The 23,756-nt window shown below is 73.4% G+C and carries 17 protein-coding genes and 2 pseudogenes; 14 read left to right on the top strand and 5 right to left on the bottom strand.

All coding sequences use genetic code 11. The annotated features are described in order from the left end of the window. Positions 1–41: 41 nt before the first annotated feature. Together ACSU6L_RS08455 and ACSU6L_RS08450 are read right to left on the bottom strand one after the other, a co-directional pair. Positions 42–518 (bottom strand): roadblock/LC7 domain-containing protein, encoded by a 477-nt coding sequence (locus tag ACSU6L_RS08455; RefSeq protein ID WP_365509993.1) that lies wholly within the window; start codon positions 516–518, stop codon positions 42–44. Next, positions 515–3,028 (bottom strand): ATP-binding protein, encoded by a 2,514-nt coding sequence (locus ACSU6L_RS08450; protein ID WP_437055120.1) that lies wholly within the window; start codon positions 3,026–3,028, stop codon positions 515–517. Before ACSU6L_RS08450 ends, ACSU6L_RS08455 begins: the two co-directional genes overlap by 4 nt. Positions 3,029–3,348: 320 nt before the next feature. On the opposite strand from ACSU6L_RS08450, the gene ACSU6L_RS08445 reads away from it, so the two are divergent. The 8 genes from ACSU6L_RS08445 (at position 3,349) to cyc2 (ending at position 13,728) form a co-directional block, all read left to right on the top strand. Next, positions 3,349–4,311 (top strand): ABC transporter substrate-binding protein, encoded by a 963-nt coding sequence (locus ACSU6L_RS08445; protein WP_437055119.1) that lies wholly within the window; start codon positions 3,349–3,351, stop codon positions 4,309–4,311. Between the two features lie 34 nt (positions 4,312–4,345). After that, on the top strand, positions 4,346–5,836 hold the full coding sequence (locus ACSU6L_RS08440; protein WP_437055117.1) for an aromatic amino acid ammonia-lyase: 1,491 nt from the start codon (positions 4,346–4,348) through the stop codon (positions 5,834–5,836). A gap of 115 nt (positions 5,837–5,951) precedes the next feature. After that, positions 5,952–6,437, top strand: coding sequence for a hypothetical protein (locus tag ACSU6L_RS08435; protein ID WP_437055115.1), 486 nt, complete (start codon positions 5,952–5,954; stop codon positions 6,435–6,437). 142 nt (positions 6,438–6,579) lie between these two features. Continuing rightward, complete coding sequence (locus ACSU6L_RS08430) at positions 6,580–7,134, top strand: hypothetical protein (RefSeq protein ID WP_437055113.1); 555 nt, start codon at positions 6,580–6,582, stop codon at positions 7,132–7,134. Between the two features lie 292 nt (positions 7,135–7,426). After that, on the top strand, positions 7,427–9,232 hold the full coding sequence (locus ACSU6L_RS08425) for a S8 family peptidase (RefSeq protein WP_437055111.1): 1,806 nt from the start codon (positions 7,427–7,429) through the stop codon (positions 9,230–9,232). 324 nt (positions 9,233–9,556) lie between these two features. Beyond that, complete coding sequence (locus tag ACSU6L_RS08420; protein WP_073939164.1) at positions 9,557–10,204, top strand: ScbR family autoregulator-binding transcription factor; 648 nt, start codon at positions 9,557–9,559, stop codon at positions 10,202–10,204. A 53-nt stretch (positions 10,205–10,257) separates the two neighbouring features. After that, entirely contained in the window at positions 10,258–11,436 is a 1,179-nt protein-coding gene (locus ACSU6L_RS08415) for a damage-control phosphatase ARMT1 family protein (protein ID WP_437055109.1), read from the top strand. A gap of 123 nt (positions 11,437–11,559) precedes the next feature. Then, positions 11,560–13,728 carry a germacradienol/geosmin synthase Cyc2 gene (gene cyc2, locus ACSU6L_RS08410; protein ID WP_437055107.1) on the top strand — a complete coding sequence of 723 codons (2,169 nt, stop codon included), beginning with the start codon at positions 11,560–11,562 and terminating at the stop codon, positions 13,726–13,728. Here cyc2 and ACSU6L_RS08405 read toward each other — a convergent pair. Further along, positions 13,721–15,250: a hypothetical protein gene (locus ACSU6L_RS08405; RefSeq protein ID WP_437055105.1), complete on the bottom strand. Its 1,530-nt coding sequence runs from the start codon at positions 15,248–15,250 to the stop codon at positions 13,721–13,723. The two genes, cyc2 and ACSU6L_RS08405, sit on opposite strands and share 8 nt — an antisense overlap. Positions 15,251–15,436: 186 nt before the next feature. Between ACSU6L_RS08405 and phsA the strand changes: the two are divergent. Then, positions 15,437–17,320 (top strand): annotated as a pseudogene (gene phsA / locus ACSU6L_RS08400) (O-aminophenol oxidase PhsA). On the opposite strand, the gene ACSU6L_RS08395 reads toward phsA, so the two are convergent. Continuing rightward, the gene (locus tag ACSU6L_RS08395) at positions 17,308–18,045 is read right to left on the bottom strand and encodes a CTP synthase C-terminal region-related (seleno)protein (RefSeq protein WP_437055103.1); all 738 of its coding nucleotides are present in this window, start codon (positions 18,043–18,045) and stop codon (positions 17,308–17,310) included. The pseudogene phsA and the gene ACSU6L_RS08395 overlap by 13 nt on opposite strands. An 88-nt stretch (positions 18,046–18,133) precedes the next feature. Between ACSU6L_RS08395 and ACSU6L_RS08390 the strand changes: the two genes are divergently transcribed. Continuing rightward, positions 18,134–19,000, top strand: coding sequence for a LysR family transcriptional regulator (locus ACSU6L_RS08390; protein ID WP_437055102.1), 867 nt, complete (start codon positions 18,134–18,136; stop codon positions 18,998–19,000). A gap of 249 nt (positions 19,001–19,249) precedes the next feature. Then, on the top strand, positions 19,250–19,846 hold the full coding sequence (locus ACSU6L_RS08385) for a PDZ domain-containing protein (protein ID WP_437055100.1): 597 nt from the start codon (positions 19,250–19,252) through the stop codon (positions 19,844–19,846). A 12-nt stretch (positions 19,847–19,858) separates the two neighbouring features. Here ACSU6L_RS08385 and ACSU6L_RS08380 read toward each other — a convergent pair. Then, positions 19,859–20,607 (bottom strand): annotated as a pseudogene (locus tag ACSU6L_RS08380) (metallophosphoesterase). Positions 20,608–20,786: 179 nt separating this feature from the next. Between ACSU6L_RS08380 and ACSU6L_RS08375 the strand changes: the two are divergent. The 3 genes from ACSU6L_RS08375 to ACSU6L_RS08365 all read left to right on the top strand — a co-directional run bounded on the left by ACSU6L_RS08375 (position 20,787) and on the right by ACSU6L_RS08365 (position 23,701). Beyond that, positions 20,787–21,413: a LysE family translocator gene (locus tag ACSU6L_RS08375; RefSeq protein WP_437055098.1), complete on the top strand. Its 627-nt coding sequence runs from the start codon at positions 20,787–20,789 to the stop codon at positions 21,411–21,413. A gap of 115 nt (positions 21,414–21,528) precedes the next feature. After that, complete coding sequence (locus ACSU6L_RS08370; RefSeq protein WP_437055096.1) at positions 21,529–22,659, top strand: aminopeptidase P family protein; 1,131 nt, start codon at positions 21,529–21,531, stop codon at positions 22,657–22,659. Positions 22,660–22,711: 52 nt separating this feature from the next. Further along, entirely contained in the window at positions 22,712–23,701 is a 990-nt protein-coding gene (locus tag ACSU6L_RS08365; protein ID WP_437055094.1) for an aminoglycoside phosphotransferase family protein, read from the top strand. Positions 23,702–23,756 lie beyond the last annotated feature (55 nt).

Below are 23,756 nucleotides of genomic sequence, written 5' to 3'. Positions count from 1 at the left end.
TCCTCTCTCGGCCGGTCCTCGCGCGAGCGGGCCGTGACCGGTCAGCCCGTCGACGCGGCGCCGACGGTGTTCTTCAGCTCCAGCACCAGCTGCGGACTGAGCGCGGCACCGGCACGATTGGCGAACAGCGTCATCTCGTACGCGATGTTGCCGAGCTTGGCCTCCTTGTCGGCGACCACGCCGAGCACGGCCCCGCTGCCGATCGCCGAGACCAGCACATGGCCGCCCTCCAGGTCGATGATGACCTTGTTGAGCGCGCCCAGGCCGTAGTTGCCGGACGCGCCGGCGGCGAGGCTCGTCAGGCCGGACACGATCGCCGCCAGTCGTTCCGAATGGGCTCGCTCCCGCAACTGGGCCACCGCGATGAGCAGTCCGTCCGAGGACACCGCGATGGCGTCCACGACACCCGCGGTCTCGGTCGCGAAGCGGTTGAGCAGCCAGGTGAAGTCGGCTGCGGCGGCCCGCAGGTCGTCCGGTGCGGTGTCTCCGGCGGGAGTGCCACCTGTCTGCGTGCTCAACTCTGCGCTCCTTCCGGGGGGTTGGTCTGGGGGTGCGAGTCGGGGGTCTCGGGTGCGGTGCCGGGGGCATCGATGCCGTCCGGGCGGGGGATGCCGATGCCGTCGCTGTCCCGGTGGGCGCGTTCGACGGCCGCCTCGAACTCCTCCAGCGAGCTGCGCACCGCCTCCGCGTCGGCCGGGGGCACCGCCTCGCGCGGCGAACCGTTGGCGCCGTCCGCGCCGAGCGTCGTCCGCAGGGTCGCCCCGCGGACCCGGCGGCGCAGCGGACGGGCGCCGCCGCCCGCCGGGGCGGACTCGGTGCGGGCCCGCGGGATGAGCGGGGAGCCGTCGCCGCCGGCGGCACCCGGCTCACGCCGGGGCAGCCGCCGGGGGAGCGGGTGCGCGGCGTCGGGCCGCCCGGGCTCCGCACCGGCGTGCGGCGCGGGCCCGCCCGCCGTACCGGCGGCCGCGCCGGCCTCCGGGCGCGCGGGGTGCCGCTCCGGCGGTCGTACGGCGTTCGGCTCGGCGGTGGCGGCGGGCGTGCCGTGCGTGGCCGTACCGGCCGGGCGTACGTCCTTGTTCAGGGCCGGGGCCGAGCCGGTGGGCGTCAGCAGATGCGCGGGCGGGATGACCACCTCGGCCGTCACACCGCCGCCCGGCGTCCGGGTGAGCGTGACGCCGATGTCCCAGCGGCGGGCCAGCGTGCCCACCACGAACAGGCCGAGCACCTTCGTCGGCATGAGGTCGAGCCGTTCGCGGCGGATCAGCCGGGCGTTCTCCTCGGCCAGCCGCTCGGCGCTCATGCCCAGGCCGTGGTCGGCGACGGTGACCGTCGCCCCGTCCGCGCGGCCCTGCACCGTCACCTCGACGGCGCTCCCGGCGGGCGAGAACGACACCGCGTTCTCCAGCAGTTCGGCGACCATCAGGGTGAGGTCGCCGACGATGTCGGGCTCCACCATGACCTCGGTCCCGGCGTGCAGTTCGACCCGCTGGAACCCCTCGATCTGGCCGAGCGCGGCCCGCACCACGTTGGTGAGCGCGGTCGGCCCCGCGTCGAGGACGGTCTCCCGGATGCCGGCGAGCAGCATCAGGCTGTCGGCGTTGCGGCGCAGCCGGACCGCGATGTGGTCGATGCGGTACAGCCGCTCCAGCAGCGCCGGGTCGGTCTCGCCGCGCTCGACCGCGTCGATGAGGGCGAGCTGCCGGGTGGTCAGGTTGCTCACCCGGCGGCCCACGTTGCCGAACATCTCCGCGACGTTGCGCCGGCTCAGCACCTGCCGTTCCAGCAGCGCGGCGGCGGTGGTCTGGACGTGGTTGAAGGCGTCGGCGAGGTCACCGATCTCGTCCCGCGCGGTCACCGGCACCTCGCTCAGCCGCAGCGGCGCGTCGTCCTCGGCGTCGTCGTCGGCGACCCGGGCGAGTTCGCGTCCGGCGACGTCGGCGACCGCGCGGGCGGCACCGGTCAGCGCGTGCACCGGCCGTACCACCGAGCGGCGTACCGCCACTGCGAAGGCGAGCCACAGCGAGAAGCCGAGCAGTGCGAGGCCCAGCAGCCAGCCGGCGTTCCACCAGGCGTCGGAGGACGCGGTGTCGGCGCGGTCGGCGATCTGGTCGATGAGCGAGGCGGTGATCTCCAGCCGGGTCGCGGACTGGTCGCGATAGGCGGGGTAGGCGGCCAGCGCCTCGTTGAACTTCTCCCGGATCCGTTCCGGCGTGCCCGCCTGCAGCCCGCTCGGGTCGATCTGCAGCTCCGCGAACTGCCGGCCGATGACCGCCTGGGCCGCGCTGTGCTCGATCCCGCGCAGCTCGGCCGCCTGCGCCTCGGTGGCGAACCGGCCGAAGCGGTCGGCCTGGTGCCGGTACAGCTCGTCGGCGCCGACCGCGTTGACGAACTCGATCAGCGCGTTGGAGTCGCCCGTCGACGCGGAGAAGACACTCGTCTCGAAGGAGCTGTGGGCGGCGTCCGCGCGCAGCAGCGAGTCCAGCAGATTGCCGGTGAAGGTGGCCGCGAGGGCCGCGTTGCGGTCAAGGTTGAGCCCGTCGATCAGGCCCTCGGCGGCGCCCGTGTAGGCGGGGTCGATGTTGTCGGCGGGCAGGTAGCCCTGCTCGATGGTGGCGCGCAGGCTGTCCAGGCCGCTGATCTCGCGCAGCGCCCGGGACTCGGTGTCCGGCAGCCGGTCGCCGAAGGTGTCGCGCACCTTCTCCACCTGGGCGTCGACCGCGTCCTGCGCCTCGCGGTAGCCCTCCAGGGAGGGCTTCGTGCCGGTGCCCGCCGCCTCGTGGCGCACGGACAGCAGGATGGCCTGCTGGTGCTCCGCCTCCACCCGGTCGACCAGGGTGGCGACCTGGGTGCTGTCCCGGACCAGCCGTGCCGCGGCGGCCGCGTCCTGGGCCTGCTCGACCTGACCGGTGATCAGATAGGAGAGCACCGCGCCGAGCCCGGCGAGGGGCACGCCGACCAGGACGTTGAGCTTGCGACGGAACGGCCACCGGTCGGCGAAGCCACGGATCCCCACCTCGCGCGTGGACATCGGGCCTCCCTCGTGACCGTGTTCCATGACCGTCCTGATCGACACGCATCCGTGTGACGGGCGTCAACTCCGGGGAGACTACCGCCTCTTGAGATGATCGATCGCCACTGCACGTCAAGAATCAGTTACAACACGCTCAGGATCATTGCGAGTTCGTTCGCTTTTCTCACACAAGCTGCCACTTGGCCCCGTCAAACGGCCACTTGTTGAAGGCAATTGTGATCAGTGGGGCCTTGACCAATCGAGAAAGGCCTGGATTGGATCGACGGCGACGCCGGCACCACCGACCACCAACACTCACTCGGCCCGGAACGGGAAACGTGACTTCTACCGTGAAGAGCAGCTGGACCAGAACTCGACACCGCGGCGCCGCCGCCGTCGCACTCGCCGTCACCGCGGCGCTGGTGGCGGGCTGTGGCTCGTCGGACGACGAGGCCGACAACCCGCTCGCGGAGGACAAGGCGGCGGGCGGCGACACCGTCGTCGTCGGCTCCAACAACTTCGCCGAGAGCATCCTCCTCGCCGACATCTACGGCGAGGCGCTCAAGGCCAAGGGCATCGAGGTCAGCTACAAGCCCAACATCGGCAGCCGCGAGACCACCTACGGCATGCTGAAGAACGGCACCATCACCGTCCTGCCCGAGTACAACGGCTCGCTGCTCGCCTACCTCGACCCCAAGGCCGAGCAGAAGTCGGTCGAGGCGGTGAACGCCGCGGTCAAGACCAAGCTCGACACCAGGCTGACCCTGCTGGAGTCGGCGCCCGCCGAGGACAAGGACTCCGTCTCCATCAACGCCGAGACGGCGAAGAAGTACGGCCTCACCGGACAGTCCACCCTGGCCGACCTCCAGGAGATCGCTCCCAACCTGGTCATCGGCGGCTCACCCGAGTTCCAGACCCGGCACCAGGGACTGGTCGGACTGGAGAAGGAGTACGGCCTGAAGTTCAAGTCCTTCAAGGCGCTCGACGCCGGGGGACCGCTGACGCAGGCCGCCCTGACGAAGAACACCGTGCAGGCCGCGGACATCTTCACCACCGACCCGACCATCACCAAGGAGAAGTTCGTCGTCCTCCAGGACCCGAAGAACCTCTTCGGCTTCGCCAACGTGACCCCGCTGGTCCACAAGAGCGGCCTCTCCCAGGAGGGTGTCGACACCCTCGACGCGGTCTCCGCCAAGCTCGACACCAAGACGCTGCTCGACCTGGACTCCCAGGTGCAGCTCGAGAACAAGGACCCGCTCGACGTGGCCAAGGCCTGGCTGAAGTCGGTCGGCCTCGACTGACGTCCGTCCCCGGCACCCGCCCGCCGCACCGATCGTGAGCACCACCGCCGACGAACCGACGCGCATCCCCGGGGGTGCCGCCCGCGTCGCCCTCGACGGCGGTGGGCTCACGGCCGCGGACGTGGTGCGGCTCGCCGACGGCGCGGCCGTACCGGACGTGCCCGCGGCCGCGCTGCAACGCGTACGGGATTCCTGGCGCGCCGCGCAGCGACTCGCCGCCGCGGGGCGCCTGTACGGCCGGGGCACCGGTGTCGGAGCGCACCGCTCGGTCCCGGTCGGACCGGACGACGAGGCGGACCACGGCCTGCGCCTGCTGCGCAGCCACGCGGGCGGCGCCGGCGCCCCGCTGCCCGCCCGCCAGGTCCGGGCCATGCTCGCCGTCCGCGTCAACCAGCTCCTCGCCGGCGGCTCCGGCATCCACCCCGACTTCGTCCGCGCCCTCACCGAGGCACTGCGGCTCGGCCTCCACCCCGCGGTCCCCGAGTACGGCGGCCTCGGCACCGGCGACCTGACGGCCCTCGCGGAGACGGGCCTCGCCCTCATCGGGGAGCGGCCCTGGCTGCCCCACCCCGCCCCCGGCACCGCCCCCGCCCCCGTCACCCTCCGCCCCGGCGACGCGCTCGCGCTGCTCAGCAGCAACGCCCTCGCGCTCGGGCAGGCGGCGCTCGCCTGGCACACCCTCGACACCCTGCTGCGCGCCACGCACGCCGTCGCCGCGCTCTCGCTGGCCGCCGTGACCGGCTCGCCGGAGGCCTACGCGGCACCCGTGCACGCCCTGCGCCCGTACCCGGGTGCCGCGCGGGCCGCCGCGGAGGTACGGCGGCTGCTGGGGCTGCCGGAACGGCCGTACGGCACCGGCCGCCGCATCCAGGACCCGTACGGCTTCCGGGCCTTCCCCCAGGTGCACGGCTGCGCCCTGGACGCCGCGGACGGGCTGCGCCGCGTCGTGGAGACCGAGGTCAACTGCCCCACGGAGAACCCGCTCATCGCCCCGGACGGCACGGCCGCCTACCACCACGGCGGCTTCTACGCCGCCCCGCTCGCCCTCGCCCTGGACGCCCTGAACCTCGCCGTCCTGCAGACCGCCCAGCTCTCGGCCGCCCGCCTCACCGCGCTGGGCCGCCCCGACCTCACCGGCCTGCCCGCGTTCCTCGCCACCGGCCCGGCGGGCAGCTCCGGCACGATGATCCTCGAGTACACGGCCACCTCCGCCCTCGCCGAGCTGCGCACCTGCGCCACTCCCGCCTCCGCCGGCCACGCCGTCCTCTCCCACGGCCTGGAGGAGGCCGCCGGCTTCGCCTCGCAGTCAGCCCGCCAGACCCTGCGCGCCACCGAGGCGTACGCCACGGTCCTGTCCTGCGAGCTGGTCACCGCCGTACGGGCCCTCCGCCTGCACCCGTCCCCACCGGCGGCCCCCGCCCTCATGACGGCGACCAGCCCCCTCCCGCGCGCGACGGAGGACCGCCCCCTGACCACAGACCTGACAGGGGCCCGCGCCCTGCTGCCGGTTCTGGCGGCCCTGTGACCAACCCGCCCTTCCCTTCCCGCCAGGGCGGCCCCGACTGCCTCGAGACGGAGCGCCCCCGCCAGCATTCGGTCACCCTTTCGGCAACCCCGCGCCGCTTGCCTACTGTGGCCGCATGTCCCACGTTCTCGGCGCTCCCGATGCCGCCCGCGCCTCCCTGAGCCGGCTCGCCGCCGTGCTCGGGGCCGAGCCGGTGCCCGGCAGGGGCGGGGGTGCCGGGTTCAGGGCCGTGGTCATCTCCGAGTCCGACGAGGCCGTCGGGGAACCGGCCGGGGCGCTGGTGCTGGCGGTCGGCGCGCGGGGTGCCGAGGCGGTGGCGTCGCTGCGTGCCGCCGGGGCGGCGGGGGCCGTCGCCGTGGCCGTGCGCGAGGCCGGCGACGACGTACGCGCGGCCGCCGTGCCCGCGGGCGTCGCCCTGCCGGTCGTCCCGGCCGGGCTGCGCTGGGGCGAGGTGGAGACCGTGGCCCGCGCCGAACTGGCCCGCGCCGCCGCCACCGCCACGGGGCACCGCGGCGACCTGTACTCCCTCGCCCAGACCCTCGCCTTCCTCACCCAGGGCCTGGTCAGCGTCGAGGACACCGGCCACCGCGTCCTCGCCTAGGCGGGCCCGCCGACGACGCCGACGAACTGCGCCGCCGCTCCATCCTCGGCCGCAGCTGCCCCGAGCCCTGTCTCGCCCTGCTCCGCGACTGGGACTGCTCACCGGCCGTTTCAACGCCGCCGCCCACGCCGCCCACCTCGGCGTGGCCCCCACCGCGGGCGCCTGTGTCGTCGCCGTCGACCTGCGCGACGACCCGGCGCGCGGTGACGCCGCCTGGCGGGACGCCCGCCTCGCCGAGGCCGCCGAGACCGTCTCGGTGCACGCGGCGGCGTACCGCCGGGACGCGCTGGTCGCCCAGGCCTGCGGGCAGATCTACGCGATGCTGCCGCAGCCGCCCGCCGACGACCGCGCGGACACCGAACGGGCGCTGCTGCGCTGGGCCGGCGACGTGGTGAGCGTGCTGCGCGGCCACACCCGCACACCGGTTCAGGCCGTGGTGGCCGGAACCGCCGCCCGCCTCGGCGACATCCCCGCCGTGAAGCTGCGCGGCCACCACGGCCTGGAGATCCTGGCCCGCACCCCCGACCGGGCGGTCGAGACGCACGGCGCGCTCACCTCCTCGCTGCTGGACCGCGAGGCCGTCGCCCTGGCCGGCCTCGACCTCGACGACCCCGAGCACCGGCTCGCCGCCATGCCGGGCCTGCGGCTGCTGGACCACGCGCGGCCGAGGGCGGACGGCGCGCCCTACTTCCCGTAGTGAGCCGGTAACCGTCCCCGCATAGCGGGCGAATCCCGTCAGGAGCGGTCAACTCCCGGACAGCGAGGGTGGGTTTCCGGCCGGATCGAGGGTTTCCCCTGTATCCCTGTGACCTTTCATTTGCCTATCGTTCGAGCACAGCTGACCCACAGGTAACCCCTGACCCAGCTGACGCACCTCGCGCCTGGCCGGCCAACGCGCTCGCTTTTCGGTAAACCCCCCTCCGCTTCGACGAAGAAGCGCCCGACCGCCGCTCCGAGCTGCCCGGAGTACGGCCACGAAAGGCACGCCCTTGCGTACTTCCCCGTCCACCCGTCGCAAGCTGATATCCGTCGCCGCGCTTTCCGCGGCCCTGTTCACCGCCGCCGGCGCCTCGGTCGCCGTCGCCCAGGAGCCCGCCCCGCAGGCCCCCGCCGACCTCGCGGCCCGCACCGAGGCCGCCCCCGGCGTCACCGCCGAACGCCTCATCGTCGGCTACGAGTCGGGCGCCTCCGAGGCCAAGTCGAACAAGGCCGCCGAGGCCGACGCCGTGGCCAAGGGCAAGAAGGCCGGCGAGCGGCTGGACTTCCAGCGCCGCCTCGGCACCGGTGCCGCCCTGGTCGACCTCGGCGAGGACCTGACGAAGACGGACGTCGCCGACGTCATCGCCGAGTACCGGGCCGACCCGCAGGTCGCCTACGTCGTACCGGACCGTCTGAACAAGCCGCAGGCCGACCCGAACGACACCGACTACGCCAAGCAGTGGGACCTGTTCGAGGCCACCGCCGGCATGAACGTGCCGGGCGCCTGGAACGCCACCACCGGCACCGGCGTCACCGTCGCCGTCATCGACACCGGCTACGTCGCCCACTCCGACCTCGCCGCGAACATCGTCGGCGGCTACGACTTCATCGCCGACACCGCCGTCTCCGTCGACGGCGACGGCCGCGACTCCAACCCGGCCGACCCGGGCGACTGGTACAACGCGAACGAGTGCGGCGCCGGCGTCCCGGCCTCCAACTCCTCCTGGCACGGCACGCACGTCGCCGGCACCATCGCCGCGGCCACCAACAACGGCAAGGGCATGGCGGGCATCGCGTACGGCGCGAAGATCTCCCCGCTCCGCGTCCTCGGCAAGTGCGGCGGCTACGACTCCGACATCATCGACGCCATCACCTGGGCGTCCGGCGGCACCGTCTCCGGCGTGCCCGCCAACAGCAACGTCGCCAAGGTCATCAACATGAGCCTCGGCGGCGACGGCGCCTGCACCAGCGCCACCCAGAACGCCATCAACGCGGCCGTGAACCGCGGCACCACGGTGGTCGTGGCGGCGGGCAACGACAACGAGAACGTCTCCGGCCACTCGCCGGGCAACTGCAACAACGTCATCTCGGTGGCCGCGACCAGCCGTACCGGCGCCAAGGCCTCCTACTCCAACTACGGTTCCCTCGTGGACATCTCGGCGCCCGGCGGCCAGACCAGCACCGGCACCGCGAACGGCATCTACTCCACGCTGAACTCCGGCACGAAGACGCCGTCCACCGAGTCGTACGCCTACTACCAGGGCACCAGCATGGCCACCCCGCACATCGCGGGCCTCGCCGCGCTGATGGAATCGGCCAACCCGGCGCTGACCCCGGCCCAGATCGAGTCGGCGATCAAGTCCAACGCCCGTCCGCTGCCCGGCGCCTGCTCCGGCGGTTGCGGCGCGGGTCTCGCGGACGCCACGAAGACGGTGCAGGCGGTGAGCGGCTCCGGCGGCTCGACGGGGGGCACCACCTTCACCAGCACCACCGCGGTCTCCATCCCGGACGCCGGCTCGGCGATCGAGTCCCCTATCACCGTGAGCGGCCGCAGCGGCAACGCGCCGTCGGCCCTGCAGGTGGGCGTCGACATCACCCACACCTACCGCGGTGACCTGGTCCTGGACCTGGTGGCGCCGGACGGCTCGACCTACCGTCTGAAGTCCTCCAGCTCCTCGGACTCCGCGGACAACGTCGTGACCACCTACACGGTGAACGCGTCCGCCGAGGCGGCCAACGGCACCTGGAAGCTGCGGGTGCAGGACGTGGCGGCGCAGGACACGGGCAGGCTCAACAGCTGGAAGCTGACTTTCTGAGTCGCTTCCCCTGACGGGTGGGCCGGACGGTGCGGATGGGCACCGTCCGGCCCACCTTTTTGTTTTCTCGTCTATAAGAACCGCATATCCGGTATGTTTCGGCGGGAGTTTGTCATATGCCGGGCCCCGGGATCGTAAGGTTCCGGTCATCGGCCTCCTGGATCACCCCTGGTTGGGGCTACGATGAACTGCGTCAACGCGTCCACGTGGAGAGGCGTAGCCAGCTGACGGTCTGGCACATGCCAGCGGGGTGTGAGCTATCGTGTGCACCCCGTAACTAAAAAACGGCATGGCCCGTTCTTTTCATCCAGGAGAGTCGAGACGATGGCGAGGCAGTTACGCGCCGAACAGACCCGAGCGACGATTATCACAGCCGCCGCCGACCTGTTCGACCGGCACGGCTACGAATCGACCAGCCTGAGCGACATCGTCGAGCACGCCCATGTCACCAAGGGCGCCCTGTACTTCCACTTCGCCGCGAAGGAAGACCTGGCGCACGCCATCATGGAGATCCAGTCGCAGTCCTCGCGCCGACTGGCCCGCGAGGTCGACGACCGGGACTGTTCCTCCCTGGAAGCCCTGATGCGCATCACCTTCGGCATCGCCCGGCTCGCCGTCGAAGGCCCGGTCGCCCGCGCGGGACTGCGCCTGGCCACCGCCGGCGTGGGCGTACGGCCGCCGCTGCCGCACCCGTTCACGGAGTGGCTGGAGATCGCCTCCCGCAAACTCCTGGGCGCGGTCAAGGAGTCCGACGTCCACCCCGACACCGACATAGACGCCATCGCCCACTCCCTCGTCAGCTTCTTCGTCGGCCTGCGGGTCATGGGCCGTTCCCTCGAACCCCTCGTCCGGCTGCCCCGCCGCATGGCCGAGATGTGGTACGTCCTCATCCGCGGCCTGGTACCGGTGACCCGCCGCCCGCGCTACCTCAGCCTCGTCGCCCACCTGGAGCGGGAGATGAGAACCGCCTGACCGGCCGCGCCGGGACCGGCGAGGCGCCCGATCCCGCGGGTACGGTGAGGCGCATGCCCGACACCGCCCCCGCGCCCGTGCTCCTCGCCGACCGGCCCGGCTCCTTCCCGCACAGCGTGCTGGCCGAACGCCACCCCGCGATCATCCGGCAGGTACGGGAGTCCCTCCCGTACGACCCCGAGCGGCGGCGCGCCCTCGACACGCTGCTGGCGAACTGCACCGAGGGCGTCCTCGAACCGCTCCCCGCCGACGCACCCGACCTCGGCCGCTGGCGGGACTGGGGGCTCGACACCCACGTCGGACGGTCCTGGTTCGACGTGCCGTGGCTGTGGTCCGAGAGCTACTTCTACCGGCGACTCCTGCATGCCGTCGGCTACTTCACGCCAGGTCCCTGGCAGGGCATCGACCCGTTCCGCCCGGTCAAGCTCGCCGAGCTGGACGCCCCGGCGACGGACGACGAACTCGCCGCCCTGGACGCCCTGGAGGACCGCCCGGACGACGAACGCGCCCGCGCCCTGCTGCACGGCTCCCTCTGGGGCAACCGCGCCGACCTCGGTTTCCGGCTCTCCGCCGAGGGCGCCGAGACCCGGGCCGCCGTCCCGGGCCTGGTCGCCGACGACAGCGACACCCTCTGGTCGCTGCTCCCGCCCTCCGGCGCGGGCACCCTCTGCCTGGTCGCCGACAACGCGGGCCGTGAACTCGTCCCGGACCTGCTGCTCATCGCCGACCTCATCCGGCAGGGCCGCGTCGAACGGGCCGTGCTGCACGTCAAGCCGTACCCGTACTACGTCTCCGACGCCACCACCGCCGACGTCCTCGACGCCCTGCGCCGCCTGACCGCGGCATCCGGCGCGGCCGCCGGGTACGGACGGCGGCTGTGGGCGGCGATGACCGACGGCCGCCTCACCGTCCGCGCCCATCCCTTCTCCGGCGGCCCGCTGCCGTACGCCGAGATGCCGGACGACCTGCGCGCCGAGTTCGCCGCGGCCACGGTGACCGTCTTCAAGGGCGACCTCAACTACCGCCGTCTCGTGGGCGACCGGCGGTGGCCGCCGAGCACCCCCTTCGCCGACCTCACCGTCTGGTTCCCGGGTCCCGTCGCCGCCCTGCGCACCCTGAAGTCCGAGGTGATCTGCGGCCTCGACGCCCGCACCGAGGCCTCCCTCGTCGCGGCGGAGGGGCAGCGCTGGCGGACGGCGGGCACGCACGCGCTGATCCAGGTGAGGCCGTGACCCGCCTCGGCGCGGAGGCGTGACCCGAGCCGTCGGCCCCCGGATCGGCCTCGATTCACGCGATGGTGTGATCATGTCCCGCCGTACGGATGCCCCGGCGGGGGCACGGGTAGGGCCCCGGCCATGACGCAGCCGTTCGAACTCCCGCACTTCTACATGCCGTATCCGGCGCGGCTCAACCCGCATGTCGACGAGGCCCGCGCCCACTCGACCGTGTGGGCGCGCGAGATGGGCATGCTGGAGGGGTCCGGGATCTGGGAGCAGGCCGACCTCGACGCGCACGACTACGGCCTGCTCTGCGCCTACACCCACCCCGACTGCGACGCGGACGCGCTCTCGCTGATCACCGACTGGTACGTGTGGGTGTTCTTCTTCGACGACCACTTCCTGGAGACGTTCAAGCGCAGTCAGGACCGCGCCGGCGGCAAGGCCTACCTGGACCGGCTGCCGCTGTTCATGCCGCTGGACCTGGCCACTCCCGTGCCCGAGCCGCGGAACCCGGTCGAGGCGGGCCTCGCCGACCTGTGGACGCGCACGGTGCCCGCCATGTCGGTCGACTGGCGCCGCCGGTTCGCCGTGGCCACCGAGCACCTGCTGAACGAGTCCATGTGGGAGCTGTCCAACATCAACGAGGGGCGGATCGCCAACCCCGTCGAGTACATCGAGATGCGCCGCAAGGTCGGCGGCGCCCCCTGGTCGGCGGGTCTGGTGGAGTACGCGACCGCCGAGGTGCCCGCCTCCGTCGCCGGGAGCAGGCCGCTCAGGGTGCTGATGGAGACCTTCTCCGACGGCGTCCACCTGCGCAACGACCTCTTCTCCTACCAGCGGGAGGTCGAGGAGGAGGGCGAGAACAGCAACGGGGTGCTGGTCCTGGAGACCTTCTTCGGCTGCACCACCCAGGAGGCCGCCGACACCGTCAACGACGTCCTCACCTCCCGGCTCCACCAGTTCGAGCACACCGCGCTCACCGAAGTGCCCGCGCTGGCCCTGGAGAAGGGCCTCGGCCCGGCCGAGGTCGCGGCCGTCGCCGCCTACACCAAGGGACTCCAGGACTGGCAGTCCGGCGGCCACGAGTGGCACATGCGCTCCAGCCGGTACATGAACGAGAACGCCGCCTCGCAGAGCGCGCCGTGGGAGAGCCCCGGCGGACCGGGCACCTCGGCCGTCGACGTCCGGTCGCTGCTCGCCTCGGCGGGCGCCCAGCGGCTGCGGGCCTGGACGCACCGGCCGTACCAGAAGGTCGGCCCCGCCCTCATCCCCGACATCCGCATGCCGTACGAACTCCGCCTCAACCCCGGCCTGGACGGCGCCCGCGCCCGCCTCCTGCCCTGGGCGCAGCGGATGGGCATCCTCAGCGAGGGCGTCTGGGACGAGGACAAGCTCGACGCCTACGACCTGCCGCTGTGCTCCGCGGGGCTCGACCCGGACGGCTCCGAGGAGGCCCTCGACCTCAGCGCCCAGTGGCTGGCCTGGGGCACCTACGGCGACGACTACTACCCGCTGGTCTTCGGGCACCGCCGCGACCTCGCCGCCGCGCGGCTGACCACCGAGCGTCTGTCGGCGTGCATGCCGATCGCGGGCGAGGCGCCGCTCGTCCCCGTCAACGCCATGGAGCGCGGGCTGTGCGACCTGTGGCTGCGCACCACCGCCGGGATGGACGAGGACTCCCGCAGGGCGCTGAAGGCGACCGTGGACGTGATGACGGAGAGCTGGGTGTGGGAGGTGGCGAACCAGATCCAGAACCGCGTCCCCGACCCCGTCGACTACCTGGAGATGCGCCGCGCGACCTTCGGCTCCGACATGACCATGAGCCTGTGCCGCATGGGCCACGGCCCGGCGGTCCCGCCGGAGGTCTACCGCAGTGGCCCCGTCCGCTCGATGGAGAACGCGGCCGTCGACTTCGCCTGCCTCCTCAACGACGTCTTCTCCTACCAGAAGGAGATCGAGTACGAGGGGGAGATCCACAACGCGATCCTCGTCGTGCAGAACTTCTTCGGCATCGACTATCCGACCGCGCTCGGCGTCGTCGCCGACCTGATGAACCAGCGCATGGAACAGTTCGAGCACGTCATCGCGACCGAACTGCCCGTCGTCTGCGAGGACTTCGCTCTGTCGAAGGAGGCGCGGGCCGGGCTGGACGCGTATGTGGCCGCGCTGCAGAACTGGGTGGCCGGCATCCTGAACTGGCACCGCTCGGTGGACCGCTACAAGGCCGGGTGGCTGGCGGGCCGCACGCACGGCTTCGCCCCGGACCGGGCCCCGGCCGTCCCCGTCGCCGCGCGGGTCAGCTGACCGCCGCGAGCCTGTCGGCCGTCGCCTCGGCGAGTTCGCGCACTCCCCGGGCGGCGGCCTCCGACAGGCCGCCGCGTATCTCCTCCGCCGCCTCGAACAGCGCGCGGGCCTCCTCCGGCAGATCCGCGTCGGCCAGGGCGCCGGTCAGCTCGTAGTGCTCCCGGGCGATGAACAGACCGAAGTTGATCCGCCGCCAGTCCGGCACCGATGCGTCCGAGGTGTCGCCCAGCGCGTTCCTGACCCGGGCCAGCGAACCCACGGCCCGGTCGAGTTCGCCCGTGCGCCGCTCCAGTCCGGCCTGGCCGAGGAGGGCCGACGCGCGGTCCCACGCCCTGTCCTGGAGGGCCGCGCACAGCCGCTGGGCGCGCAGCGCCTGCGTGAGGTCGCCCAGCCGCTCGAAATCCGCGGCGATCCATTCCAGCGGGGAGGGGTCCAGCCGGTCCGGGTCGTCCGGTCGCCGCAGCAGGCCCTGCCCCACCTCGATCGCGTCGAGCCGGCGGATCGACGCCACCCGGGCGAGTTCGGTCAGCCCTTGGTCCATGGCCAGCTCGATCCAAGTGGACTCGGGTTCGTCGGCGGGGTCCGTGCCGCACAGCGCATCGTCCATCTCCCGGGCCCACTCCCGCAGTTCCGCGCCGTCGGCCCCGGGCCCGGGCACATCGCTCAGTCCGCAGTGCGTGTCGAAGTCCGTCTCGCGCACCTCGTGCAGCAGCGGCAGATCGCGGCTGTCGCCGTGCAGGCCGATCAGCACGGCGGCCAGCCGCAGCTCATCCGTCATCGACGAGGCCGCCTCCGCCCGCACCAGCCGCCGCAGCAGGCCGAGATCACCCTCCGCGCGGTCGAACTGCGCGGCGCGCAGCGCCAGTCGGCGCCGCACCGGGTCCGCGGCCACCGCCTCACCGGCCGCCGCGTCGCCGTCCCGCAGCAGCGCCAGGTCGGCGCGGCCCCGCGCCAGCACCGCCTCCCACAGGGGCGGCCGGGGGAGGTCGTCGAGGAGTTCGTAGGCGCGGTGCTCCTCGTCGTTGAGCAGGACGAAATCCGGCTCGGTGCGCAGCAGCGCGGCGCGCAGCATCCCCACCAGCTCCACCGGGGAGCGCTCGGGCAGGCCCAGCGCCGCGCGCAGCTCGGCCCGCTCCTCGTCGATGCCGTAGTACTCGCGGATCTCGTCCTCGGCCTCGGTGACCCGCGCGAGGATCTTCTCCTCGCCGTCCTCGGGCGACAGATCGGTGCAGGAGCCCCAGGCGGGCAGGCCGATCAGGATCTCCAGCGCCTCGTCGACGCTCGATCCGATGATCCCGGCCGCGCCCTCCGACGACGCGTACAGCACGGAGCCGTCCCCGCAGACGAAGTACGTGCCGCCCGTGTCGTCACCCGCGATCACCTCCAGCGGGCCGCCGGAGGCCAGCCGGACCGGCTCGACATGGCCGTGCGCCGCCCGGTCCAGGTCGAAGTCGAACGGGAACGCGGCCAGGGCGGCCAGCCGGCGGTCCTGCCGCAGCAGCCGGAGAGCGTGATCGGTCATGTTGCAGAACGTAACAGCCGCCACCGACAACGGCCTCCGGGCCGGTCAGGAACCGGATGAACAACTTCCCTTCACGGTTTCCGAACTTTCTCGTACGGAACGGGGCATTCAGTGAACCGGGGCGGGACGAACGGAGTCCTCTGGGGTGAGGGGAACAGTCGACAGAACACACGGGGGTGTTCGACCTTGACCGACATCATCGAGAGGACCACCGGGCAGCTCACCGAGCGCGACGACGGCGAGCGGCCCGTACCGGCCGACCTCACGCCCTACGTCGCCCCGCTGCCCGTCCCGCCGGTCCTGCGGCCGCGGGGCGACGACGTCCTGCGCGAGACCGAGATCGCGCTCCGCCCCACCTGGGTGCGCCTGCACCCGCAGCTGCCGCCGACCCTGATGTGGGGGTACGACGGCCAGGTGCCGGGCCCCACCATCGAGGTGCGCCGCGGGCAGCGCGTGCGCATCGCCTGGACCAACCGCATCCCCCGGGACGGCGAGTACCCGGTGACCTCCGTGGAGGTCCCGGCCCGCGCCCCCGGCACCCCGCCCGCCACCACCGAGCCGGGCCGCGAGGGCGTCGAGCCGAACAAGGACGTCGCCGCCCTGCCTCCGTGGTCCGTCACCCATCTGCACGGCGCGCAGACCGGCGGCGGCAACGACGGCTGGGCGGACAACGCGGTCGGCTTCGGCGACGCCCAGCTCTCCGAGTACCCGAACGACCACCAGGCGGTCTAGTGGTGGTACCACGACCACGCCATGAACATCACGCGATGGAACGTGATGACGGGCCTGTACGGCACCTACCTCGTCCGCGACGACGAGGAGGACGCCCTCCATCTCCCCTCCGGGGAGCGGGAGATCCCGCTGCTGCTCGCCGACCGCAACCTCGACACCGACGAGGACGGCCGTCTCAACGGCCGGCTGCTGCACAAGACGGTCGTCGTGATCCCGTCCCACCCGGAGACGGGCAAGCCGGTCAGCCTGCCCTTCACCGGCCCGTACACCACGGTCAACGGCCGTATCTGGCCGTACGCCGACGTGGCCGCGGCCTGGTACCGCTTCCGGCTGGTCAACGCGTCCAACGCGCGGATCTACGACCTCGTGCTGGTCGACGAGGACGACAACCCGGTGCCGGGCGTCGTGCACCAGATCGGCAGTGACGGCGGGCTGCTGCCGAGGCCGGTCCCGGTCGACTTCGACGAGACGCTGCCCACCCTGACCGCGGCGCCCGCCGAGCGGTTCGACCTGCTGGTGGACTTCCGAGGGCTCGAGGGCCGCACCCTGCGGCTGGTCAACAAGGGCGCCAACCAGCCGGCCGGAGTGCCCGATCCGGTGGGCAACGTGCGGTACCCGCACGTGATGGAGTTCCGTGTGGGCGACTGCGCGGAGCCCGACACCTTCGAGCTGCCCGAGGTGCTCTCCGGCTCGTTCCGCCGCCTCACCCACGACATCGAGCACGGCCACCGGCTGATCGTGCTGACCCCGCCCGCCACGAAGGGCGCCGGCGGCCACCCGGAGATGTGGGAGATGGCGGAGGTCAGGAACCCCGGCGACATCCAGGTGCCCACGGACGGGATCATCCAGGTCACCGGCCCGGACGGCAGGACGCGGACCTACCGGCGGATGGCCCGGACGTTCAACGACGCCCTCAACTACACCATCGCCGAGGGCAGTCACGAGCAGTGGAGCTTCCTCAACCTGGCGCCGATCGTCCACCCCATGCACATCCACCTGGCCGACTTCCAGCTCCTGGGCCGTGACGCCTACGACGTCTCCGGCTTCGACCCGGCGATCGGCGGCACCCGCACCCCGATCCGGTACGACGCGGACACCGAGATCCCGCTGGCGCCCAACGAGCGCGGCCACAAGGACGTGTTCCGGGTGCCCGGGAACCAGACGCTGCGCGTGATGGGCCGGTTCGACGGGGCGTACGGCCGCTTCATGTACCACTGCCACCTCCTCGAACACGAGGACATGGGCATGATGCGGCCGTTCGTGGTCATGCCGCCCGAGGCACTGAAGTTCGACCACGGCGGGGCGCACGGCGGCCACGGGGAGGGTCACACGGGCTGAGCCGCCTCCCGCGCGGCGGCGTGCTCGACCGCGGCTCGCGCCAGCCCCCGGATCACCGGGTGCGGGCGCGAGCCGTCGCCGGACAGCTCCGGCTGGAAGAGCGTCGCCACGAAGAAGGGGTGCCCCGGCAGTTCGACGATCCGGACGGCTCCGTCCTCGTCCCGTCCGGAGAACCGCAGCCCGTGCGCGCGCAGGGTGTCGAGGTGCCGGGAGGGCCCGTAGTTGCAGGAGTAGCGCTCGACGGTCCGCTCCGAGCCGAGCAGGGAGTGCACGAGCGAGCCCGGCTCCAGCCGTACGGCGGCCTCGTGGCCGGCCAGCGAGCAGGCGAGCGGTTCGATGAGGAAGTCCTCGGCGTCGGGCTCGTTCTCGGCGTGCGCCACCCGGGTCAGCCCGCACACCGCGCGGGCGTACTCCAGCAGCGCGTGCTGGAAGCCGCCGCACGTGCCGAGGAACGGGACGCCCTCCTCGCGCGCGGTACGGATCGCGGCGAGTACGCCCGCCTCGCTGCGGTACGGGCTGCCGGGCACCACCCACACCGCGTCGAACCCGCGCACCGCGCCGTCGGCCTCGGCTTCCTCGGAGGGGATCCAGTACGGGTCGAGGACGAGCCGGTCGCGGGCGGCGAGCGAGTCGAGCAGCAGGGGGATGCGGCTGTGTGAGACGACGTCGGGGGTGCGGTCGCCGACCAGGGCGACCCGCGCGGTGCGCGCTGCGGTCTGTGTCATGCCGTTCATCCTGGGCGCGGCCCTTCGTTCACGTCCAACGATGATCTCTGCATGCTCGATAAGCAGTGCTGATGAGAGGCTGGCCCGCATGGACCCGCACCTCCTGCGCACCTACGTCACCGTCGCCCGTCTCGCCTCCTTCTCCGAGGCCGCGCGCGAGCTGGGCTACACCCAGTCCGCCGTGTCCCAGCACATCGCCGCCCTCGAACAGGACCTCGGCGCATCCCTGCTCACCCGCCGTCCCGTCGCGCCCACCGCCGCCGGGGAACGGCTCCTGGAACACGCGGGCCCGCTGCTGCTCCGCCTCGACGCGGCCCGCGCGGACGTGGCCCGGATCGCGGCGGCACCCGCGCTCGGGCTGACCCTCGCGGCCGCCCCGACCGCGCTCGGCCCCCGAGTGCTCGCCGCGCTCCCGCCGGCCGGCGTCACCCTGCGGGTGCTGCCCCGCGCCGAGATCCCCGCGGCCGTCGCCACCGGCACCGCGGACCTCGGCCTCGTCGACGGCCTGGCCGCGCCCAGCGACCCCCTGCGGCTGCCGGACGTCGCCCCGCTGACCACCGAGGGCGTCGGGGAGGAACCGGTCTGCGTGCTGCTGCCCGAGTCGCACCCGCTGGCCGGCCGCACCGGGTTGCGTCTCGGCGACCTCGCCGACGCCCGCTGGCTCGACGCCCCCGACGCGGCCGTCCCGCTGGACCGGCTGCGGGCGGTGACGGGCGGGCACGGCTTCCGCCCGGCCCTCGGGTACGAGGGCACCGACGTCCGGGCGCTCGGCGCGCTGGCCGCCGCCGGTCACGGACTGGCCCTGCTGCCCCGCGCGGCGGCCGTCGCGGTGCCGGGCGCGGTCGCCGTCCCCGTCGTCGCCCCGCGTGTCGTGCACCGCACGGAACTGGTGTACGGCGGATCGCCGCGGGGAGCGGCGGCGGCACTCGCGGAGGCACTGCTGATCCGCGCGTGAGATGTGTGCCGTGACGTGCGCGCCGCGACCTGCGTGCCGTGTGGCGTGCGAGTCGTGATGTGCGCGCCGCGTCGTGCGCCGGGAGTGACCGTCGTGTGCCGGTAGCGCGGCGCTGTGTCCGGTAGTGCGGCGTCGTGTGCCGGTAGTGCGGCGTCCAAGGATTCCCTTGTCCGGCCACCGGTCAGTCTCACTCGTTCGTGGCACGTCGTGCGCTGGTGCCCCGGGTAGGGCACCAGCCGGAGGCGATCCATGGAACAGACTGCGTTGCGTCCCAAGCCGATGCCTGGTCAGGACCCCGGCGGGGGCGGCCGGAGCGGCGACTCCGCCCGGCGCCCGCACGCCGTGCGCCGGCGCGGCCGACGGCTCACGACCCTGCTGCTCGGCCTGTGCGCCGGGACGGTCCTGGTGCTGGCCGGGGTCGGGCTCGGCACGGTCGGCACCACCGTGGTCGGCATGCGTGAACTCGCCGAGTTCCAGGGCCAGGCCAGGCATCAGGCGCGGCACCAGGCGCAGGCACCGGCGGTCCCAGCCGGCCCGTCGGCTTCGGCCGGCGCCGGCGTGTCCGTGCCCCGGCCGGCCGCCGGGGCGGCCCTCGGCCTGGAGGTCGTGGACGCCGAGAAGGCCGGCGCCCAGGTGGTCGGGGTCCATGTGCCCGGCCCCGGGTACGCGGCGGGGCTGGTCCGCGGCGATGTGCTCCTCACCTTCGACGGTGCCCGGATCGACTCGGCGGCCGACCTGGTCCGTGCCGTCGACCGGGCGAGGCCGGGGGAGCACGTCACCCTGACGGTGCGCCACCGCGGCGGCGGCTACCAGCAGCTCTCGGTCGCTCCCGCGGTCGTGACCTGACCCGGTCCGCGCTCACACCACCCGGAAGTGGGTGGTCAGCCGCCCCTCGTCGTCCAGGACGTGGAAGGCCAGCCCGACCGGGGCGTCCCGGTCGGCCACCTGGTCGCCCTCCCACGGCAGCCGCAGCGTCCACGTCACCCCGGGCCCGACGACCAGCGGGCGTCCGGCGAACACGGTGGCCGCGGGCGTGTGCGCGTGGCCCGTGATCAGCCCGGCGATCTCGTGCCGGCGTGCCAGCAGCGCGGCCAGCCGGTCCGGGTCGCCCAACGGGTAGGAGTCGGGGAGGGGATGGTGCAGCGCCACCGGCGGATGGTGGAAGGCGAGCAGCGCCCGGCGCCCGCCGCCGAGCCCGTCGAGCGTCGACTCGATCCAGGCGTACGTCTCGTCCTCCAGCGCCCCGTCGTCCCGCCCCGGAATGCTGGAGTCGCACATCAGTACGGCGGTGTCGTCGAAGACCCGCACGCTGTTGACCGGCCCATCGGTGGCCGGCCCAGCAGGGCCTTGCGGTACGGCGCCCGGGCGTCGTGGTTGCCGGGACAGGTGAGCACGGGGAACGGCGCCTCGCCGTCCCGCAGCCCCAGGATCCGGGCGGCCTCCTCGTACTCCGCCTCGGCGCCGTGGTCCGCGATGTCCCCGGTCACCAGCAGGGCGTCCACCCGCCCCGGCAGCCGCCACAGCCGGTCCCGCACCCGCTCGGCGCGCTCCGTGGCCCGCGCGCTCCCGTCCAGATGCAGATCACTGATGTGTGCGAGTACGAGCACGGCGAGCGCCTCCTGCGGCCGGGGTCCGACGGTCTGCCGGGTTAACGGTTCATCCGCATCAAAGCATTAGCCATAATGGGTGATCAACCCCCAACCATTAGACGCGGACCGGGTGCGGCCGTCCCGGACTCCCGAAAACCACTGGTCGGCCCCGACCGCGCGGGGCGACGATGAGGCCCATGCTGAGCAGCCTCCTCGCCTTCCTCGGCGCCTGCGCCCTGATCGCAGCCTCACCCGGACCGAGCACCGTCCTGATCATCAAGCAGTCGCTGCGGAGCCGCCGTTCCGGCTTCCTGACCGTGCTCGGCAACGAGACCGGCGTCTTCCTCTGGGGTGTGGCCGCGGCGTTCGGACTCACCGTCCTGCTCACGGCTTCCCGGACGGCGTACGACGTGATGCGGATCGTCGGAGCCGCCGTCCTGGTCTGGTTCGGCGTCCAGGCCCTGCGGCAGGCCCACCGGATGCGCCGCACCGGCGAGGCAGGCGAGGCATGGGAGAGCGTCGAGCGCAGCGGCTGGTACGCCTACCGCGCGGGGCTGCTGCTGAACCTCGCCAACCCCAAGGCAGCCGTGTTCGCGCTGTCCTTCCTGCCGCAGTTCGTCCCCGAAGGCGCACCGCACCTGCCCGCGATGGTCGCGCTCGCCGCGATCTGGGCCGTCTTCGAGGTCGGCTACTACGGCCTGTACGTGTGGTTCGTCGGCCGCATGAAGGCCGTCCTCTCCCGCGCCGGGGCGCGCCGGCGGCTGGAGCAGGTCTCCGGCGGCGTGCTGCTGCTCCTGGGCGCGCGTATGGCCCTGGACGGCTGACCCGTGGCCGCCCGCCCGCTCGAAAGTCCCGAAAGCGCCGCACACCGGCTCGCGCCGCCCCCGCCGTCCGGGCAGGATGCTGCCCGTGGCTCCCACCCCCGCCGAGGAGGCCAGGATGACCGGCAGCAGTAAGCTCGCGCCCTTCACCGCCGACGACTACCGGGCCCGCATGGAGCGCGCCGCGCGGGCGGCCGCCGACGCGGGACTGGCCGGGCTGCTCGTCGCCCCGGGCCCGGACCTGGTGTGGCTCACCGGCTACGCGCCCACCGCCGACACCGAACGGCTCACCCTGCTCGTCGTCGCCGCAGGGCAGGACCCCGTCCTCGTCGTCCCCACCCTGGAGGCCCCGGACGCCGAGAAGGCGGCCGGCGCGCCCGCGCTGACACTGCGCGACTGGACCGACGGCAAGGACCCGTACGCCGCCACCGCGGCCCTCCTCGAGAGCACCGGCCGGTTCGGCGTCAGCGACAACGCGTGGGCCATGCACCTGCTGGCCCTGCAGAAGGCGCTGCCCGACACCACCTACGCCTCCCTCACCGAGGCCCTGCCGATGCTCCGCGCGGTCAAGGACGAGGCGGAACTGCGGCTCCTGGCGGCCGCGGGAGGCGCCGCCGACGCGACGTTCGAGGAGATCCGGAAGGTTCCCTTCGCCGGCCGCCGGGAGTCCGACCTCGCCGCCGACCTCGCCGGTCTGCTGCGCAGGTTCGGGCACGCCCAGGTCGACTTCACCATCGTCGCCTCCGGCCCGAACGGCGCCAACCCGCACCATGAGGTCGGCGACCGCGTCATCGAACGCGGCGACATGGTGGTCCTCGACTTCGGCGGCCTGAAGGACGGCTACGGCTCCGACACCTCCCGCACGGTCCACGTCGGCGAACCCACCGACGAGGAACGCCGGGTCCACGACCTCGTCCGCGAGGCGCAGGAGGCGGGCTTCCGCGCGGTGCGGCCCGGTGCCGCCTGCCAGGACGTCGACCGGGCGGCCCGCGCGGTCATCGCCGACGCCGGGTACGGCGAGTACTTCATCCACCGCACCGGCCACGGCATCGGCGTCACCACGCACGAACCGCCGTACATGATCGAGGGCGAGGAACAGCCCCTGGTGCCCGGCATGTGCTTCTCCGTGGAACCCGGTGTCTACCTGCCGGGACGCTTCGGCGTCCGCATCGAGGACATCGTGACCGTCACCGAGGACGGCGGCCGTCGTCTGAACAACACCCCGCGCGAGATGGTGATAGTGGACTGACCGCACACCACGAACCCGTCCCCGTACGCCCGCACACGACAACGGTCCGACCATGACCCAGGCACCGACACCCACCGAGGACACCGTCCGCCGACTGGTCCGCTCCCTGCTCAGGGAGGGCGCGGGCTCCGCCGCGGGCCCCGACGTCCGGCCGGTCGCCGGCGGCGAGCAGCCCGCCACCTGGTGGGTCGGCACCCGCCACGTGCTGCGCCTCGCCCCCGACGCCGAGGCGGCCGTCCGGCAGCGCCGCGAGCTACGGCTGCGCGACCTCGTCCGGCCGTACCTCCCGGTCGCCGTGCCGGCCAGCGTGGCGCACGGCGAGTGGGCGCCCGGCCTCACGTACACGCTGGACAGCAAGGTGCCCGGCGGCTCCGGCGAACAGCACGACGTCTCCGCCATCGGCGAGGCCGACCTCGCCGGGCTGCTCACCGGCCTGCGCGAGGTGCCGCTGCGGCAGGCCGAGACACTGGGCGTGCCGCGCACCGCCCCGCGCTCCCTGGAGACGCTGCGCCGGTCCGCCGGGCACGCCGCCGAACGCCTCGCCGCCGCCGACGAGTTCGACGCCGCGCGCCTGCACCAGCTCACCCCGGCCGCCGCCGTCCAGCTCGCCGCGCAGCCCGGCGGCGCCGTCCTCGTCCACCACGGCCTCACCGGCGAGCACCTGGTCGTGAGCGCCGACGGACGGGTGCGCGCCGTCCTCGGCTGGGCCGACGCGGTCGTCGGCGACCCCGCCGAGGACATCGCCGGACTCGCGCGCGCCCTGGGCGCCCCCGCGGCCGTACGCGCCGCCACCCTCGCCGGCTACGGCGCCCGCCCGTGCCTGCGCGGCCTCTGGCTGGCCCGCTGCGACAGCGTCCTCCACCTCGCCGAGACCCTGTCCGGCCGCGCCTCCGCCCCGCTGCCCCTCCTGCGCTTCCAACTGCGCCGCGCGTGGGAACCGATCCTGCTGGAGCGCGTGACGGAGCTGCGGGAGGACGCGGACACCGACGCGGGTGCCGACGACACGGGTGCCGGCAGGGACAGGGCGGACGGCACCCCGTAGCCGGGCCGCCCGCCCGGCCCGGCACCCGTCCCACGCGCGAGCAGTGGGTCCTCTG

Source organism: Streptomyces sp. enrichment culture, from assembly GCF_964272855.1.
Classification (GTDB): Bacteria; Actinomycetota; Actinomycetes; order Streptomycetales; family Streptomycetaceae; genus Streptomyces.
This window is presented reverse-complemented; position numbering and strand designations above follow the sequence as displayed.